This window comes from Acinetobacter sp. IK31, assembly GCF_035615195.1.
GTDB classification, from domain to species: domain Bacteria; phylum Pseudomonadota; class Gammaproteobacteria; order Pseudomonadales; family Moraxellaceae; genus Acinetobacter; species Acinetobacter calcoaceticus_C.
In genome coordinates this window covers 1-17,898 of the sequence record NZ_JANBOB010000007.1, presented here as the reverse complement: position 1 = coordinate 17,898, position 17,898 = coordinate 1, and the positions used below count along the sequence as shown (strand labels likewise).

Below are 17,898 nucleotides of genomic sequence, written 5' to 3'. Positions count from 1 at the left end.
TAAACTTAATTAATGCTTCCAATGACGGTTTCTGCATGACAGGTCGCGCCCTTCTCTGCGCTAATCTGAATAACGCCGCTGCGATGTGCAAGCACCTGAACTTCCATTTTCATGGCTTCCATAATCGCAACCACTTGGCCTTCGGTGACTTGCTCACCATTTTCGACTTTCCAAGCGCTAATCACACCATTAATTGGGGCAAGTAAATGCTCGGCACTCACTTCTGGCTCATTAGTTTGTGCTTGAATTGCGGTTGCTGGCCCTTGTGCAAACATGCCTGCTGGTAAACCTAAGCGGTGTAACTTGCCATCAATTTCAATGTAGCTCAGTAACATCGGTTGTTGATGGTTTGGAATGCCGCGTTTGGTTGGCTTCAACTCTTGTTTAAAGTCATTTTCGATCCAACGGGTGTGTACATTAAACTCATTGGTAAAGTCAGGTTCATTGAGTACCGCACGGTGAAAATCTAGAACTGATGCCACACCTTCAATTTTAAATTGTTTTAAAGCACGTTTAGCGCGAGCAATTGCAACTTCACGGGTTGGACCAGTCACAATCAGTTTTGCCATGAGCGAATCAAAATGACTCGATACCAATGAACCAGTCCGAACGCCGGTATCCACTCGTACACCGTTTCCAAACGGCGCCTCAAACAAGCTCAACACACCAAACGCCGGAATAAAACCACGTGCTGGGTCTTCGGCATTAATTCGAAACTCAATCGCATGGCCTTGTGCTTTAGGTGTTTCTTTAATGGAAAGTTCATGGCCCTGTGCGACACGGATTTGCTCAACCACCAAATCGACTTTTGCCGTTTCTTCGGTAACTGGATGCTCAACTTGCAAACGGGTGTTTACTTCTAAAAATGAAAGTTTTCCATCACGACTCAGTAAATATTCAACCGTTCCCGCACCAACATAATTTGCAGCCTGACAAATCTCTTTTGCCGAGGTTAAAATTTGTTGATAAATCTCATCGCTGATAAACGGCGCTGGTGCTTCTTCGACTAATTTTTGGTTACGGCGTTGCAACGAGCAATCACGTGTGCCAAGTACGACAATGTTACCGTGTTGGTCGGCAATGACTTGGGCTTCTACATGGCGCGGTTTATCTAAATATTGCTCGACAAAACATTCACCACGGCCAAAGGCAGCTTTTGCCTCTCGTACTGCCGACTCATAAAGCTCTTTCACCTCTTCAAGTTTCCACGCAACTTTTAAGCCACGACCACCGCCACCAAATGCGGCTTTAATGGCAATCGGTAAACCAAATTGTTTAGCAAACTCTAAAGCTTCATCGCCATTGTTGAGTGGGTCTTGTGTACCTTGAACTAACGGTGCGCCCACTGAAGCGGCAATTTTACGTGCTTCAATTTTATCGCCTAATTTTTCGATGGCACTTGGTGATGGACCTACCCATTTTAAGCCTGCATCAATCACGGCTTGGGCAAATTCAGCACGTTCAGACAAAAAGCCATAACCCGGATGCACCATAGTCGCTTTCGATTTTTTTGCAATCTCAATAATGGCAGGAATATTTAAATAGGTTTCACTGGCCGTAGCACCAGCCAAGCCCCATGCTTCGTCTGCAAGTTCGACATGCATGCTGCCAATGTCGTCATCTGCATATAACGCGACCGATGAAATTCCCATATCACGGCAAGCATGGATAATACGAACGGCAATTTCACCACGGTTAGCAATCAATAATTTTTCTGTATTCATCATTCATTCTCAAAATCTGTAAATTCGGCAATTTTTTTAAATTTGATGTGGCAACCTGCTGGTATCTGCGCCACTAAATCCCAATGGTGTTTAGCAACAGCGCCAATGACTGGATAGCCGCCCGTTAAAGGGTGATCATTCATAAACAAAACTGGTTGGCCGCTCGGTGGAATCTGTAAAGCACCAATGCATGTGCCTTCACTTTCCAGTTCATGGGTAATTTTGCGAGTTAAAGGCTCTGCACCTGAAAGTCTTAGCCCGACTCGGTTGCTTTCATTGGTCACGAGCCATTCTTGCTGACATAGCAATTCAATGCTGGCTTGTTCGAACCAGTCTGTGCGTGGTCCCATCACAATATCTAGCTCAACCAACTCGCCAACTTTTGGCAAATCGAACTTGCCCACTTCATTTACGCTAATGTTGGCGGCCTTCACTTGTCCTAGATAAATCGTATCTCCAAGCTTTAAAGGCTCTGGACCTAACACCGCCAAGCTGTCAAATGAGGCGCTATTCAGTACTGGTTCAACGTCTATACCACCCCGAACTGCCAAATAGTTTCTTAAACCTGCTGTTGGTGGCTGAATTTGAAACTCATCGCCCTCATCCAAATCAATCGGCTGATAACTTGCAAAGTCTGCGGTTTGTCCATCGGTAAATTTCACACGAATGGTTGAGATTGCACCTGCAACCGCAATCACGGCTGCATGCTGCATTTTGGCTTTTAAGCCACCGTTTAAAACTTCAATTACGGGTGTGTCGGTCGGGTTACCCACAATTCGGTTAGCACTATGCATGGCCGACACATCCATTGCACCTGCAACCCCAACGCCAATATTGGTCTGGTTTAAACGCCCTTCGTCTTGAATGAGCATCTGTAGACTCGATGCAGTGATCGTAAACAGTGGCACAGATTGTTTAGGATCAACCGTACGGGTAATTTGCTGCGGTACATTTACGGTTGTCGGACTATGCGTAATGTCTTCAAAATGCACAGTCATACCCGGTAACAGCAATGCAGGATTTTTACGCTCTAAATCCCACATTTTTTCCGATGTTGTACCAATAAGCTGCCAGCCACCTGGACTGTCTTTTGGGTAAATACCAGAGTATTTTCCAGCTAAACCCAAAGAGCCAGACGGTATTTTCTTACGCGGAACTGTTAAGCGCGGAATATCGGTAAAAGGCCGATCAGAACTACTCATATAAGCGAAGCCCGGCGCAAAACCAATAAAAGCGACATTCCACACGCTTTGGTGATGTTTTCTAATCACATCGGCGATCGACAAACCTTGCAACTCTGCAACTTGAGCAAGGTCTTCACCATCGTAACGGATCGGTACAATTACTTCTTGGCCGCTACGCTCAAACGCTGAATCAATTTTGAGGCTCTGAATTGAAGCAACCAGCGTTTTAAAATTGGTTTCGATCTCGTTAAAAAAAACCAAAATTGTTTTTGCAGCAGGGACTAAGTCTTTAATTCCATTCAATTGCGTATTTTGCAATTTATTGTATAACGCCAGAGTTTCTTCGAGGCTCGCAAGCTCGATTAGAAAACAATCAGCGTTTACCGATAAAAAACGCATTTGCTTATCCTTTTTAATTCTTCTTTAGTCCAGTTAGCCAATCCAAGCACGGTCAGGAATGTCTGTAATAAACATATAGCCCGGTGCATGACTAATCGCAAAAGGAATTTTCGAGTTCATAACTGCCGCTTGCGGCGTTACACCGCAAGCCCAAAACACTGGAATTTCACCTGCTTCTATGCGAGAAGCATCACCAAAATCGGGCTTATTTACATCCAAAATTCCTAAGCTTTCAGGGTGCCCAATATGCACAGGTGCACCATGCACGCTTGGCATTCGCGCGGTAATTTTTACCGCTTCACTAATTTGATGCGATGGAATTGGTCGCATTGAAACCACCATATTTCCTGAAATACGCCCTGCTGGTTGGCACTGAATATTGCTCAAATACATCGGCACGTTAGTGTCGTCATGAATATGGCGAACTTCAATGCCTGCTTCTTGCAAAGCTGTTTCAAACGAGAAACTACAACCAATTAAGAAAGTCACCAAATCAGGATGAGCATTATAAATCTCGCTTGCATCGGTCACTTCATCGACCATTTCACCATCTTTCCAAACGCGATAACGTGGAAAATCGGTTCGGATGTCTGAATCTGCCGCAAGCTTGGTTGCATAGATGCCTTCTTCGAGTACATCGAGCACTGGACAACTTTGTGGGTTACGATGTGCGTAAAGAAGAAAATCGTAAGCCCACTCTTTTGGCACCGAAATCATGTTTACTTGAGTCATGCCCGCCGCCATGCCTGCTGTTGGTTTATCGAAACCTGCACGAATTTTTAAACGCGCATCTAAAGCGGCTTCAAGCTGAGCTGGGTCGACTTTAATATCCTTATACATTGTGCTCATCCTTATGCTTTGTTTACAAACGGGCGGATTTCAATATTGTTTTTTACAAGCTCGGCTTTAATGGCTGCCGACATTTCTAGCGCACCGTCGGTGTCGCCATGTAAGCAAATCGTGTCGGCCTGAATTGGGGTAAATACACCATCAATTGACTCAACCCCACCATTTTTAAGCATAGACACCACACGGCTGGCAACAAATGCCGAGTCGTGTAAAACCGCACCTTCTAGACGGCGAGACACCAGTGAACCATCGCTGTTATAAGCGCGGTCTGCAAATGCTTCAGTTACGACTTTTAAACCAGCCGCACGTGCCTGTTCTACTAGGTTTGATCCAGCCAAAGCCACTAAAACCAATTCAGGGTTATACATTTTAATCGCATCAATCACGGCTGCTGCCTGAACTTGGTCATGTGCAATGGTGTTGTAGAGCGCACCGTGTGGTTTAACGTATTGCACTTTTGAGCCTGCTACTTTGGCCAAACCATCGAGTGCAGAAATTTGATAAAGCACATCGGCAATCAGTTCATCACGTGACAAATCCATATTACGGCGGCCAAAGCCGACAAGGTCTGGATAAGAAACATGAGCACCGACCGTTACACCAAGCTCAACTGCTTTACGGACTGTTTTTAAAATGCCGAGCGGGTCACCTGCATGAAATCCACATGCAATATTGGCACTGGTCACGACAGGTAAAATCTGGTCATCATTGCCCATTTTCCATGAGCCAAAGCTCTCACCCAGATCACTATTTAAATCTACAAACATGGCATCATTCCTTTATCACTTAACAAAGTCTGGCTTAAAGCTTCGTCAAATAGTTAAACACTGTCGTAAACGACATATAGCCCATCCACCACGTCAACAGACATGTTAATCCACCCAAAATAAGTAACCATTTTGGATAGTTATAGTTACCCATTAAATCTTTACGGCACGCAGCAACATACACAAAAATTGTAAGACCAATTGGCAACACTAAACCGTTAAAACCACCCACAAAAATGAGTAGACCTGCTGGAGTTGCGCCCAATAACACATAGAGCAATAAAGCCAATGCGATAAAAGTAATGGTCGTATAGTTGTTTTGTTTTGGTGTTAAGTTCTTTTTAAACACGTTAAAGAACGACACTGAAGTATATGCTGCGCCAATGGTGCTGCTAATGCCGGCTGCCCAGAAAATTAAACCAAATAATTTAAAACCAAATGTACCCGCTGCATATTGGAATGCTTGAGCTGCTGGATTGGCATCATGGCTGGTTAAATCAATATTTGCGCCACTCACCACCACACCTAAAAATGCTAGAAACAGCACATAACGCATGATGCCGACAACAATAATGCCCTTGGTTGCAGCTTTAGCAACTTCATCAATATTTTCAGGGCCAACCGCACCTTTGTCGAGTAAACGGTGTGCACCCGCATAGCAGATATAACCACCGACTGTACCGCCGACAATAGTGGTAATAATGGCAAAGTCGATCTGATCTGGAGCAAAGGTTTGATGTACAGCTTGACCCACAGGAGGCATCACAATCACGGCAACAATAATAATCAGGATAATTTTAAGCAATCCCAACACGATCATGCTTTTATCCATGGCAAGCGTTGCTTTTCTTGAAGCAAAAATCAAAATAGCTAAGGCACCACTTAAAATACCGCCCCATTTTGTATCGAGGCCAAAAAGCGCATTTAGACCTAATGCAGCGCCTGCAATGTTACCAATACTAAAGAAAAAGCCACCTAAAATGACCAGAAAAGCCAGTAAGTAACCACTGCCGGGAATTGCTTTATTGGCAATATCCGATGCTCGCATTTGGGTAAGTGTCACCACTCGCCAAATATTTTGTTGAACCACATAATCAATCAGAATGGAAACTAAAATGGCAAAGCCAAATGCCGCGCCTAACTTCACTGTAAATACAGCAGTTTGGGTTAAAAATCCGGGCCCCATTGCAGAGGTCGCCATCATAAAGATTGAGGCAACAATGGCCCATTGGCGATCTGATAAAAAAGAAGATTTCAGTAAAGACATATTAATGCGTTCCTCATCCATTTGAGCTTAACAACGCTATTTGCAAGTTGAACCAAGAATATTATTTTTCCCAAACAATATTCTTTAATCCTTTTAAATGACAAAGATTCCCTGTTCCCCAATCAACACAATCGGTGATCAAATCTTGTATCTAGAATAAAAACATAGCTAATCCCTACGGACAATAAGACTTTTTACATAAAGTAAAAATTACAAAATATTGATTTTTATATATTTTTAGATTATTTATAAACAAGGATAAATTTTACTTATCGAACTTCATAAGCTGTTTTTATAGTTTCACATACAAAACAGCTTTTTTTAAACAAGAAAAATAGGGAAAAGCGATACTCGAAAACAGCCTAGTTTTTAATTTTTTCATTGAGACTTTTCATGGCACTTGCCGATACTTTAACGGCAACCTCTGTCAATTTCTCTTTCAAGGCAACGTCATTCCCGTGAATATAGATAGAGGTAAAATGAAATGTCTTTAATTGAATGGGCGTATTTAATATTTCTAGTCGACCATCAATAATTTCTTTCAACGCCGTTAAGGTTGGTACGACTGCAATGCCTAGGCCCTGTTCGGCTAAACGCAATAAAGTTGCTAATGAATAACTGGTAATTGAAAGTGGTTCATCAACGCCTAGTTCTTTCATTCTGGCTTTCAATTCTTTATATGGATAGGTAATTTTGGGGTAAGTTAAAATGGTATGAGACATGAGAGCTTTAAAAGACATTTGAGCTACACAGCCTTTAAATGACGGTGAAGCTAAGAAACTCAGTTCAAAATCACACAATGCCTGTTCAATACATTCAAAAGCCAAAGTTGGTCCAAGCAAAAAGGCCATGTCCAAGTCCCCTGTCCGAACACCTTCTTGTAAATTGGGTGTTAGATCAACCACAATTTCCACCGAAACTTTTGGGAACTCTTGTTGAACTTTTTCGATGTATTCAACCAACCACGTATAAACAATTGTTTCGGAAACACCTAAACGTATTGTTCCGGTCAGGTGCTGGTTTTCTGTAAGCTCTGCGACAAGGTCAGTCTCCAAACGCATAAACTTTTCAGCATATTTAAATAATGTAATGCCTTTATGGGTCAGTTTAAATTTTCGCAAACTTCGGTCTAAAACTTTAAAACCTAATTCATTTTCAAGAGATGTGATTTTTTGAGATACCGCAGGCTGGGTTGTTTGCAATTTAATTGCAGCCTTATTAAAGCTATTTAAAGTCACAACCCAATAAAATGCTTCAAGATTCTTTAAATTCACGTTTCATCCTGTCTTAAAAAACTCCTTTACTTTTATAGTATGGGAGTTCTTAGCGTGATTAGGCTAGCAATAAATAAATTTTTAACTAAAGTTAGCCATCAAAACTTTTAAATGCTTTAGAAAGCTGACTAATTGTTTTGATCTGTTTTGAATAACGGCGGCATGATCGGCAGGTCAATAAATGCAGCTGTAAACCACTTTGCTCACGTAATAACAATGGTTTATCTTGCTTTTCAGACAACAGTTGAGTGGCTTGTCGACATGTCAGCATGAACAATCCTCCTTCAATAACCATTTATTTTCTAAACATTCCCTTAGTCGGGTACGACTTCGATACATCAACACATTAAAGTTTGAGATAGACAATTCCAACTTGCTACAAATTTCGTTGGAGCTCAGCTCTATCACTTCTCTCAACATAAAAACTTGAGCATATTTGGCAGGTAAATGATTTAAACAAGCTTCAAAAATTATCCAGAAATCTGTCTGCTCCATCATTTCTTCAGGGTTTTGCCATGCTTGAGGTGCTTCATATTTATGCCAATGTCCAGAAGCATCAAACAGTGCATCAATACTCAGTTCACTTTCCTCATCCTTAAATAATTCACTCATTGCGACCAAACGTGACTTTTGCCGAATCACATCAAGAATTTTATTTTTTAAAATGGCAAACACCCATGTTTTAAACGCAGCACGTCCTTTAAATGAATCTAAATGTTGGAAAGCACTTGTTAATGCCTCTTGCACCACATCTTCAGCCTGAGGAAGCGAGGAAAGCTGTAAAAAAGCAAATTTTATCATTTGCTGTCTTAAGTCTTGTAAAAAGGCTGGATTATGCAGCTGATCCCCTATTTCTTCATGATCTGATGCTACGGCTGAAGTCATCCTTATACCTCTTTAAAATCATGGGGAACGTGAATTAATCGCAGTCGAATTAACAGTGCTTTTAATTCTTGAATTTGCAGATAAATGTGATATTCAGACAAGTCAGTGAGTACAGATTGAATGAATGTATGAATATCTTGATCAGTTAGCTTTACATTTTGAGTCAACTGTTCAATCACAATAGCAAACAAAGGCGAAAGCTGTTCAATACATACATTGTCTTGTTCATCTCGCCAGACCATAATCGCTCCCAGTATAGGCTCAGCATGTTCTGGAGTCATTAAAGTTGTCCACGTATAAACGGGATATTGATAAACCAATACCCATATCTTGGTGGTTAACTGCCAATCGCAGTTTTCCTGCAAGACTACTTTTTCAATTTCAACAGTATCTAAATACAACTCAAGCCATTCAAACTGCAACAACTCAGCCAACCAAGGATATTCTTGCAATATTGGGTGCTGCTGATCTGTCAAATACTCTCTAAACTCCAGAGAAATATCATTATACAAAGGTGAGCGACACTGGGCTTTTTGAAAAAATTCCGAGAGTAATTGTTGCCACTTTAATTCTGGCAACATCGCACGAGCTACGGGATAAACTAACTCAATAAATGAGCTGACATTATTAAAAAGCAAGTCCCGATAAATTTGCATTCGCTCGGCAGGAAGAGCTTGAGGTAATTCCAAATCAGGATCTCTAATCCAGTCACAAAACTGTTGTTGCATGGTTTGGAAGGATATTTGATTTTCCTTCATAGCCACTCTCCTGTTGTTGAATTATTTTAATTCTGGCTAGTTCCTCTTCTAGCTCTCGCCATGATGGAATATTAAAGTCGCGCTCAAGTAAAGTTGCTTTCACACCACATACTTGATAGGTATATCTCAATAGTTCCCATACGCGATCACAAACCTCTGCACCATGTGTATCAATTAATAAATTTTTCTGAACTTGTTCATGCCCAGCAATATGTAAATAACGGATTCTCTCTTTTGGCATCTCCCGAATAAATCCAAATGCATCACTGCCATGATTAATACTGTTGACATAGACATTATTTACATCCAGAAGCAAATCACAGTCTGCACATTGAAGAACTTCACGGATAAATTCCGCTTCACTCATTTGGGCATTGGGCATTAAATAAGTAGAAACATTCTCTATGACTAATCTTCTTCCTAAAATATCTTGCACACGTAAAATACGTTCAGCCACATATTTAACAGCCGCTTCGGTCATGGGGATTGGCAACAAATCATATAAATAGCCGCCATCATTTGTATAACTTAAATGTTCAGAATAAATAGAGACATCATATTGTTCTAAAAAGCTTTTTATTTTGCCGATAAATTCAAGATTCAGTGGATGAGGACCGCCAATAGACAATGACAAGCCGTGACAAATTAATGGCGCTTTTTCAGCACACTGTGCGAGTAATTTTGCATGTCGTCCACCAAAACCTAGCCAGTTTTCAGGAGCAACTTCGATAAAGTCCGGACATGTTTTTGCATCTAAAAACGAATCTATAAAATCACGCCTTAAACCAAGCCCTACGCCTGACAAATCCATCATGGTGATTTCTCCTTTTGGAAACGATGCCGACACTTACCAGAAGGCCGACATCATCCATGATCAGATTGTTTACTTAGCGCCGCACTTACCGTCAGCGACTTTTTTATCTGCACCGCACTTGCCGTCCGCTGCTTTTTTGGTTGCTCCACATTTTCCATCAGCTGCTTTTTTATCTGCACCACATTTTGCTTCGGCAGACTTTTCGTGGTTTTTCATTTTGCTAGCACCGCATTTTGCTTCACCGCATTTTCCATCTGCTGCTTTGGTTGCATATGCTTCGGTTGTTGTATGGGTTGCTGCTACCGCCACTTGTGTAGCGCCAGCAACTGTTAGTGCTAATAATGCCGCCACTGAAGTCATTGAGTTGAGTTTATTCATTTTAGTATTCCTTTAAAGATAAATTCTCGGTTTGTACATTTGTACGTATAGTTAGACGGACCAAATCCTTTTTTATTACACCGTAAATAAAAAAAATTTTTATGTAAGAAATACAGTCTTTATCCGACTAATTAATATTCAATCGCATCGGATGTGAAATTATCATGAAGAATTTTATTTATGGTTTATCTCAATATTATCAAAAACTGGGTAAAACTCTACAACATGCAGATGGCATCGCAGCTCTGGCTCTTCGATTGTATCTAGTGCCTATATTTTGGATGGCAGGCACAAATAAATTAATGCACTTCAATGATATTGTAGAATGGTTTGGCAACTCAGATGGAGGTTTAGGACTTCCCTTTCCATATCTAATGGCCCTGCTTGCAACAACAACTGAACTCGCGGGCGCAATACTATTAACATTTGGCCTCTTTACTCGCTTAATTAGTATTCCCCTCATTATTACGATGTTGGTTGCTATATTTACGGTACATCTACCAAATGGATGGCAAGCGATTGCTGATCCAAATGCACCCTTTGCAAACATGCAGGTGTTGGCTTCAGCTGAAAAGTTAGAGAAGGCTCGCCAAATATTACAAACCTACGGCAATTATGACTGGCTCACTTCCAATGGTTCGTTTGTAATTTTAAATAATGGAATTGAGTTTGCCACTACGTATTTAGTCATGCTTCTCGCACTGCTTGTTCTTGGAGGCGGCCGTTATTTTAGTTTAGATTATTGGATTAAAAAGAAACTGTCTAATTAATCATTACGTTAAGAACCCTCATGGCGGCAACATTGAGTATCTTTTTCTTATTGTGTGCCATGTTTAGCTCATGACACACAATCAATAGTGAGGCAATTGGGGAGAATTCGAAGCTTGTATTAAATTATCTAACTCTCACAAAAATAATATCTAGGTCTTTTTTAGGGACAAACTTGGTTTTGGTCATCTGAAATTGAGTTGGGCTAATCTTTTTGACTTGCCCATCCCAGCAAAAAGAAACCAGTTCATTTTTATCGCGCTCAATGGTTAGCTTAAAGTTATCAATCGGCTTTGCCCAATTTGCTCCAGTTGTCAAAATATAGCCCAAAGCACTAAATGGTGAATTTTCTGCACGGGCTTTTTTTAAGCCCTGCTTAAATTGATTATCCATACAAAATTGTCGGCTATCTTCCTCGGGATATAAAGCAACAGAACCGCCCACCAAAGGTTTATATTCATGGTGAATTTTAGTCAAACCATTGGCTTTAAAAGTCTGCTTCCAACTATGAATCACTTGCGATGACCACGGGATGACATCATCTTTTTTAAAATTGACTAAGATTTTCTGTATATTCGGAGTCTTACATTGCTTTAGCTTATCTACATAATATCCATAATCATAGTTATTACGCAGCCATGGGTTTAACATCTCTTTTTCACTAAAACCACACTGCTTAAACTCGTCTGTTACATCAATGAGTGGCGATTTTTCATCTTTTTGAATAAACGTTCTGACATGCATGTCTGGTTTTATATTTTTACCATCAACTACAATCTTAAAACTTTTTAAAAGTTCTTCTGTATGGGCAAAATCAGATTCAAACAAATTATCAATGCGCGGTAGTGGAAATAAAATGGTTTCAGTAACATCTTTATTGCTTAGGTTTTTATAGAGGTAATCGACCTTAATTAGTTTTTTACTCATAAATAGATTTTCGCTTTGCATGGCAATCTGCGAATTTTTGAGGTATTGAATCCCACCCGTTCCCACGTAACCCGTAGAGTCATTGGCTAGGCTATAGGTCGATAGTTGAATCAATGTAGCAAAGGTGATTACAAGCTTTTTCATTTTAAAGTGCTCTATGTCATTTTCTAATTATGGAATATCAATCTAAGGTAAATCATATTATATATTTTACCTACAAAAAAACCGTCTAGAGACGGTTCGTTCATGCACTTAAAATCTAATTCATTTTAATGAAAATTTAGTTTCTCCCTTATCATCTTTTTTTGCACACTAATTTTTCCAATAAAGTTTGTCAGCCATAAAATGCATTCATCCCGATGCTCAAAATGAGGAATCAAACTTAGATCAATTTTTATATCTCTATCTGCCAAAGGTAAACTCAAGCAATATTCAAAATCGATAGAGTTATACTTTAATTTTAGATTCTTTGCTTCGGCTTGCTTTTTGATTTCAGCCATAATTCGATTGAGGTTAACAATCAAGTTATTTGAAACTTGATTATTCTCATAGATACGTTCATATACGTTTTCAGCAACGTCTATGTATTTTATTAGCTCGGCATTTTCATTCATATCATTCACATTCTCTTTTTTTAAAGATTATGAACAGCTAAATGTTTAATTGCGTTACTTAAACCATGCCTTATGTGAAAAATGTATTTTTTATTTACCAATAGATATAGTTAACTATTTGTTATATATTAAAATATAATTTAATTTAACATTTATATACATTTAACATTTTCTAAAATTTAAGTTTAGACAATGTTAAAAGTTAGTTATGAAGAGATTTAAGACAAAAAAAACCGCCCCAGAAGGCGGTCGCTGAAGTTAAACCAGCAGTATATAGAAGTGTAGTGGACCGTCACTTCTATATTCTTTTATGAAGGAGTTTTATTGGTTTTAATAAAATCCTCAGATTTAAAATAATTAATAATCATGTCTGCGTGTTCTTCTTTTTGGGGAGTTACAGATACAGGAAATGCATCTTTCGACATTTTAAAACCTGGTGGAAGAAATTGTGAAATTGGAGGCAATTTAGGTTTTCCACCTTCTGTGATGCGCTCTATAAAACCAGCTAGCCAAAGAAGGTATTCGCCCTCATTGGTAAATTTTGGCATGACACTCAAGTCAATTTGAACTTTGCATTCACTTAAAGGTTTGGTTAAGTTCTCTTCAAAATCTATATAGTTGAACTTGAGCTTAAACTCAGTTCCCTTGATCGCTTTTCGAATCTGACTAATTAAACAGTTAAGATTCTGAGTAATGTCATCAGTGAATAAGCTATCTTTTTTAATATTTTTATAAACCTTTTCGGCTACAGCTAGATACTTTGGCATTAACCTCTCTCTCCGTACTATTGTTATAAAGTGCTGATCTATGAATCTTTTATGACTTTGATTATGCTTAAAGAATTGTAAGTAAAAGTAATCTTATGAGAACAGTTTGTAATTAGTTATATGTTTATGTAAAGCGCACCAAAAAAACTCTTAAAAAAATTATGGTTTTGATAACTCATCCGCAAAATGAATGGTCGAATAGAGATAATTGGAAATATTTACTTTCATATTATTTTTTACCACTTGGTAAAATTAATATGTTTTCATCTGCTTATCCCGTCGAACCAAACCCAAAACAGATCTACGCACTCTTATTTCTTCTTCAGAAAAAGGCAGATGATGTATGAGTTCGTGAATTGGAAGAGAATTATTTTCTATCAAGAAACAGTCTTGTTCTGTTGTCCAATTAGATGTTGTTGATTGAATTTGTTTTAGATAACGTTTCATATTTCCTAGCAGACTTGTTTACATATACAAAAAGCCTGCCTTTAGGCAAGCTTATATTTCAGATTTTGAATTGATCATTATTATAGCAGTCTATAAATGATATGTTCAGTTAATATTGTAGCTGCCCTAACTAAACATTATAAAAAAAGCCCACTTACTGGGGCTTCTGAATGGTTATTGTGCGGCATTTACCCCAACAATAAACTGACTACAATTAGAACCTTCAGATGCGTTACCTAATTGCTTTTCAGAGAATTTGAATTTAGATGCAACCGACTCATAATCTTTTTTAAGGCTTTGGCCTGTTAGCTCACCTAGCTCTTTCACTTGTTCTGGTTTCAAGATGTTATGTTCAACCGCTTGGTTTACCATTACACATGCTGTGGTCATGGCGTCATAACGTGCAGCAGTTTTAGAGTAGCCTAGAGCGCCGATTACTCCACCAACAATTAAGCCAATAATTACTGCTAAAGTTACGTGCATTTTATTCATTTTTTAAATACCTAAAATCTAACTAAAAGAGGAACACTTCAAAAGATTGTGCTCAAGTCCAATTAGAATAGTCGTATTTACATGTTATAAAAAGTTAGAATCTGTCACAGTTATTGATAGATAAAGATATTCCTAAATCATCAAGGTAAAAATTCATTTGTTAGGAATACAAATCCGACAGAGAAAAAAGCATTATCCTGATGAGAAATTTGATTGCCATAACTTGCATCTAACTGAACAAAGTCCTTGTAGACCATGTATTTAAAACCTGTCTGGTAAAAAGCATCATTTCGGTCATTACCATATACTTCGGCAGTGAGCGTTAATGGATGAATAAGTTGTGTTTCGGTTGCAATTCCCCACGTGGTCTGGTTTTTATGCGTGGTATTTTCACGTAACCAACCGAGGTTGGCATGGATTAAAAATTTATCATCGAAAGTAGAAACACTTAATGGAACGTTAACAGTCCAATCTTTGTTTGAAGAATCTTTAGTATTCATTTGAGTTCCAAAAGAAAAACCAACTCCCCAATCATTGGTTTCTAAAGGCTTTAATAAGGTTTTACCTTGTAAGGTTGCATAGCTGACGTGCTCAGTATCATCGTTTACTCTTCCCAGCCCTACAGCAAATTCAAAATTACTACCAAAATTACAGGCAGGCATTGCCCAATATTCTTTGTTGTCAGGATTATGCTGCATCCATGTTTCGAGTTGGCAGGTTTTTGGTGAAACAAGAGCTGCGTCGTCAACAACCATAGGTCGTCCACTATGGCTAGCGTTAGATAAAGCCAATAAACAGAAACTTGAAATAAGTGAGCGTTTCTTTAAAGTAAATACCACTGACATCACTCCCATAAGTTATGGAGCATATGCGAGTACTGCAACCCGTCATGATTAAATCATGGGCTAATAATAGAAATGAAAAGATGAAAATAAAAAACCTCTTCTTGCATCCACAAAAAGAGGTCCGTAAGGACTTCAGTGGATACTTAGACTATTACCGATCGACTATCGTCACTCGAGCAAGTACTCACATTGAAGCTCCTAAAAATTAGTTGGGCGGATTCTAAAATTACCTTAGTTAAATATCAAGTTAAAATTTCGTGACAGATCCAACTAATCTGAATGCAAATATTAATATCTAAACATAAAGTACATTGTGAATATAAATAACTTAGAAATTACAATTTCCTCATCTAATTATATAATAAAGGCTAGATATACGCCAATATTATAAACATGTATAATATTGTTAATTTCAACAATGAGATAGTTAGATGAGCGATATTATTGAACTATTAAAATTAGCCTTAGAACACTCCTCACCAGCATTTATTTTTACTCTAGTTATTTTATTTATTATTGTTAAATCAAAAAATATTTTATATAGTATCCTTGAATTTAAAGACCTTACTAAGAAAAGACTCATACAAAAATATGAAGAAGCAGCTAATTTCAAGGATAAAAATTTTCTTACCAGTGAATTAGAGATAGATTATTTACGTTTATGTGAGGAAACACAAATTAAAGCTTTAATAGGTTGCCGATTTTGCTCTAAAGAAATGGCTAGATTTATTTTAAGCCGAAAAGATATTTTAAGTACTATCAGTCTTTATCATAGAATAAAAAGTGAAGTCAAAATTGAGAATGGAACCGTAGTTTCAAAGGTGAAAATGGGAAAATTACGAATTAACTTCAATATTGTTTTTGGATTTATATTTTATATGGGAATAAGTATACTGGCTTTTTCACCATTATTACTTCCTATGTTCTCCCAGATCATTTTCAATCAGCCAATGAAATTAAATCTGGATTGGAAAATCATATTAACAGTAGCCTTTATTATAATAACTCTCTTCTCAGCAGCCTTATTTATTTTAAATGAGAGTTTAAAACCTAAATTCACAAAGGATTTTTGTGAGCTTAGTCCGAATCAAGAGCCAGAAGTTATATAGATTTATAATGAAAAAATTACAACATCTTAGTCATAAAAAATTATCTAAAGCTCTTCTACTATAAATAGCATAAGAGCTGAATTAAATTTTTCTTGATCAAGTTATTTTGATAAAAATTTAAAAATCTAAAATTTAATTAATTTTTTGAATTTTCAGCTCTTCGGATATTTTTAAGTTTTTACTAATTACCAATAATTCAGTTCCAACTCTTTTTTCAGCTGCACTATAGTTCAAATCAAATGTGTATTGGTTTCGTTTTGCATAGAGTGTTCTAATTTCTGCTGCATTGTCATAAGTTAAAATCCATGGTCTCTTTAATTTTAATATTTTTTTAGATATTTCTTCATGGTCCTTTTTTTCATACGCATTAGTATATAAGGTTTGTCCTTTCTCAAAATATGGAGGGTCAATACAATAGACACTATTCTTTGGCAAACGGGTCCTAGTTTTGTCTAAGAAATCTAATGCATCTAAATTGTACAAATGGATCCTGTGTTTGTACTTTTCAATACGTTTAATTTTATCAATTAAAGACTTTTTATTATAACGGCAATCAATTTTATAATTACCATTTTGTTTTGAACCACCAATCATACCCGCTTTTAGAATTATTCCTGACCTATTCGTCCTATTGAGAAAGAATGAAGAAAACGCCAAATCAAAGTCACTGAAGTTATCTTTATTTAGTTGAATATCTCTTTGCCTATACCATTCCTCAACTGTGACTTCTGTTGATAAAATTTTCTCAATTAGAATATCTGTTTCATGCAAAACAGCATTCCAAAATGCCCAAATAGATCTATCAATATCATTTAAATGGAGTTCATGAACATAGCCCTTGAAAAGTAGTGACAATGCAAGCCCGCAGCCACCCGCATAGGGCTCACAATAGTGACCTCGATCTAATTCATTATCTTTGATAATTGTAGACACCATTTTCCAAATGGATGTTTTCCCACCGGGATATCTTAAAGGTGATGGTGTCTGTGGCATGAAAAAATCCTTACAAAAACTATGTTAATTTTAGCTTTTTATTGATCTGCTTTATATAGCACTATTAGCATATATTGGACTATTGCAGAAATATTATCCCACTCAATTATAATTTGCTTCTTATTACTAGGATATTCCACAGCATGTGCGTATAAACCTAAATTACCAGCAGCAAAAATTTTATTTTGGTCAGATGGTAGTTTCTTTAAAACTGCTAATGCACTAACTTCTGAGTGCTTTAAATCATTCCTTTTAGAATTAAGGGAATCGCACACTTTCTGTAATACAATATGCATTTTGATATTTTTATCATACTTAAGCCCAAGTATATTTTCATAATAGCGAATATAAATTCCTTCTAAAAATGCTCTTGCCACTAACATAACTGCTAATGGATTCTCATCAATTTCAATCTTTCTTAACTCACCATACACTCTTCTCAAAGTATTATCCGATATACAAGCAATCAGTTTTGAAGTTACTAAATATTTTCTTTTATTTGGGTCCTGAGTAGTTCCAGGCTGCCCTGAAGTTGTAGCAGCTGTGCCATCTTCATCCAAGCTTTCTGTATCATTTGCATCGGAAGTATCAGTATCCTCAACAGCAGAAGTATCGGTATCCTCAACAGCAGAAGTAT

The 17,898-nt window shown here is 37.8% G+C and carries 20 protein-coding genes and 1 pseudogene; 2 read left to right on the top strand and 19 right to left on the bottom strand.

Features of this window, described 5'->3' with window-relative positions:
• Positions 1 to 5: 5 nt before the first annotated feature.
• The 11 genes from MSG66_RS04420 to MSG66_RS04370 form a co-directional block, all read right to left on the bottom strand.
• Complete coding sequence (locus MSG66_RS04420; RefSeq protein WP_324652657.1) at positions 6 to 1,724, bottom strand: acetyl/propionyl/methylcrotonyl-CoA carboxylase subunit alpha; 1,719 nt, start codon at positions 1,722 to 1,724, stop codon at positions 6 to 8.
• Positions 1,724 to 3,307 carry an urea amidolyase family protein gene (locus MSG66_RS04415; RefSeq protein ID WP_324652553.1) on the bottom strand — a complete coding sequence of 528 codons (1,584 nt, stop codon included), beginning with the start codon at positions 3,305 to 3,307 and terminating at the stop codon, positions 1,724 to 1,726. Before MSG66_RS04415 ends, MSG66_RS04420 begins: the two co-directional genes overlap by 1 nt.
• A 33-nt stretch (positions 3,308 to 3,340) precedes the next feature.
• On the bottom strand, positions 3,341 to 4,156 hold the full coding sequence (locus MSG66_RS04410) for a putative hydro-lyase (RefSeq protein WP_080592901.1): 816 nt from the start codon (positions 4,154 to 4,156) through the stop codon (positions 3,341 to 3,343).
• A 2-nt stretch (positions 4,157 to 4,158) separates the two neighbouring features.
• Entirely contained in the window at positions 4,159 to 4,923 is a 765-nt protein-coding gene (locus tag MSG66_RS04405; RefSeq protein ID WP_324652549.1) for a 5-oxoprolinase subunit PxpA, read from the bottom strand.
• 34 nt (positions 4,924 to 4,957) lie between these two features.
• The gene (locus MSG66_RS04400) at positions 4,958 to 6,211 is read right to left on the bottom strand and encodes an NRAMP family divalent metal transporter (RefSeq protein WP_324652547.1); all 1,254 of its coding nucleotides are present in this window, start codon (positions 6,209 to 6,211) and stop codon (positions 4,958 to 4,960) included.
• A gap of 341 nt (positions 6,212 to 6,552) precedes the next feature.
• Positions 6,553 to 7,464, bottom strand: coding sequence for a LysR family transcriptional regulator MumR (gene mumR / locus MSG66_RS04395; RefSeq protein WP_042897352.1), 912 nt, complete (start codon positions 7,462 to 7,464; stop codon positions 6,553 to 6,555).
• A 91-nt stretch (positions 7,465 to 7,555) separates the two neighbouring features.
• On the bottom strand, positions 7,556 to 7,735 hold the full coding sequence (locus MSG66_RS04390; RefSeq protein WP_197730910.1) for a zf-HC2 domain-containing protein: 180 nt from the start codon (positions 7,733 to 7,735) through the stop codon (positions 7,556 to 7,558).
• Positions 7,729 to 8,349, bottom strand: coding sequence for an RNA polymerase factor sigma-70 (locus MSG66_RS04385; RefSeq protein WP_324652543.1), 621 nt, complete (start codon positions 8,347 to 8,349; stop codon positions 7,729 to 7,731). The genes MSG66_RS04390 and MSG66_RS04385 overlap by 7 nt, the downstream gene beginning before the upstream one ends.
• Before the next feature lie 2 nt (positions 8,350 to 8,351).
• Positions 8,352 to 9,107 (bottom strand): DNA-binding domain-containing protein, encoded by a 756-nt coding sequence (locus MSG66_RS04380; protein WP_202743971.1) that lies wholly within the window; start codon positions 9,105 to 9,107, stop codon positions 8,352 to 8,354.
• Complete coding sequence (locus tag MSG66_RS04375; RefSeq protein WP_324652541.1) at positions 9,058 to 9,921, bottom strand: DUF692 domain-containing protein; 864 nt, start codon at positions 9,919 to 9,921, stop codon at positions 9,058 to 9,060. The genes MSG66_RS04380 and MSG66_RS04375 overlap by 50 nt, the downstream gene beginning before the upstream one ends.
• A gap of 69 nt (positions 9,922 to 9,990) precedes the next feature.
• On the bottom strand, positions 9,991 to 10,299 hold the full coding sequence (locus MSG66_RS04370) for a hypothetical protein (RefSeq protein ID WP_262471550.1): 309 nt from the start codon (positions 10,297 to 10,299) through the stop codon (positions 9,991 to 9,993).
• 164 nt (positions 10,300 to 10,463) lie between these two features.
• Between MSG66_RS04370 and MSG66_RS04365 the strand changes: the two genes are divergently transcribed.
• Positions 10,464 to 11,069, top strand: a complete 606-nt coding sequence (locus MSG66_RS04365; protein WP_133974331.1) for a DoxX family protein — start codon at positions 10,464 to 10,466, stop codon at positions 11,067 to 11,069.
• 124 nt (positions 11,070 to 11,193) lie between these two features.
• On the opposite strand, the gene MSG66_RS04360 is transcribed toward MSG66_RS04365, so the two are convergent.
• From MSG66_RS04360 to MSG66_RS04335, 6 genes are all read right to left on the bottom strand, one after another.
• The gene (locus MSG66_RS04360; protein ID WP_324652537.1) at positions 11,194 to 12,138 is read right to left on the bottom strand and encodes a DUF4424 family protein; all 945 of its coding nucleotides are present in this window, start codon (positions 12,136 to 12,138) and stop codon (positions 11,194 to 11,196) included.
• 125 nt (positions 12,139 to 12,263) lie between these two features.
• Complete coding sequence (locus MSG66_RS04355) at positions 12,264 to 12,608, bottom strand: hypothetical protein (protein ID WP_324652535.1); 345 nt, start codon at positions 12,606 to 12,608, stop codon at positions 12,264 to 12,266.
• Positions 12,609 to 12,916: 308 nt separating this feature from the next.
• Positions 12,917 to 13,375 (bottom strand): hypothetical protein, encoded by a 459-nt coding sequence (locus MSG66_RS04350; RefSeq protein ID WP_324652533.1) that lies wholly within the window; start codon positions 13,373 to 13,375, stop codon positions 12,917 to 12,919.
• A 252-nt stretch (positions 13,376 to 13,627) separates the two neighbouring features.
• Positions 13,628 to 13,822: a hypothetical protein gene (locus tag MSG66_RS04345; protein ID WP_324652531.1), complete on the bottom strand. Its 195-nt coding sequence runs from the start codon at positions 13,820 to 13,822 to the stop codon at positions 13,628 to 13,630.
• Positions 13,823 to 13,996: 174 nt separating this feature from the next.
• Positions 13,997 to 14,314, bottom strand: a complete 318-nt coding sequence (locus MSG66_RS04340; RefSeq protein ID WP_202743975.1) for a hypothetical protein — start codon at positions 14,312 to 14,314, stop codon at positions 13,997 to 13,999.
• Between the two features lie 140 nt (positions 14,315 to 14,454).
• On the bottom strand, positions 14,455 to 15,159 hold the full coding sequence (locus MSG66_RS04335) for a hypothetical protein (RefSeq protein WP_324652528.1): 705 nt from the start codon (positions 15,157 to 15,159) through the stop codon (positions 14,455 to 14,457).
• Positions 15,160 to 15,590: 431 nt separating this feature from the next.
• On the opposite strand from MSG66_RS04335, the gene MSG66_RS04330 reads away from it, so the two are divergent.
• The gene (locus MSG66_RS04330; RefSeq protein ID WP_324652526.1) at positions 15,591 to 16,268 is read left to right on the top strand and encodes a hypothetical protein; all 678 of its coding nucleotides are present in this window, start codon (positions 15,591 to 15,593) and stop codon (positions 16,266 to 16,268) included.
• Between the two features lie 132 nt (positions 16,269 to 16,400).
• On the opposite strand, the gene MSG66_RS04325 is transcribed toward MSG66_RS04330, so the two are convergent.
• Both MSG66_RS04325 and MSG66_RS04320 read right to left on the bottom strand, forming a co-directional pair.
• Entirely contained in the window at positions 16,401 to 17,261 is an 861-nt protein-coding gene (locus MSG66_RS04325) for a DNA adenine methylase (protein ID WP_324652524.1), read from the bottom strand.
• Positions 17,262 to 17,299: 38 nt separating this feature from the next.
• Positions 17,300 to 17,898 (bottom strand): annotated as a pseudogene (locus MSG66_RS04320) (hypothetical protein); the annotation flags it as partial.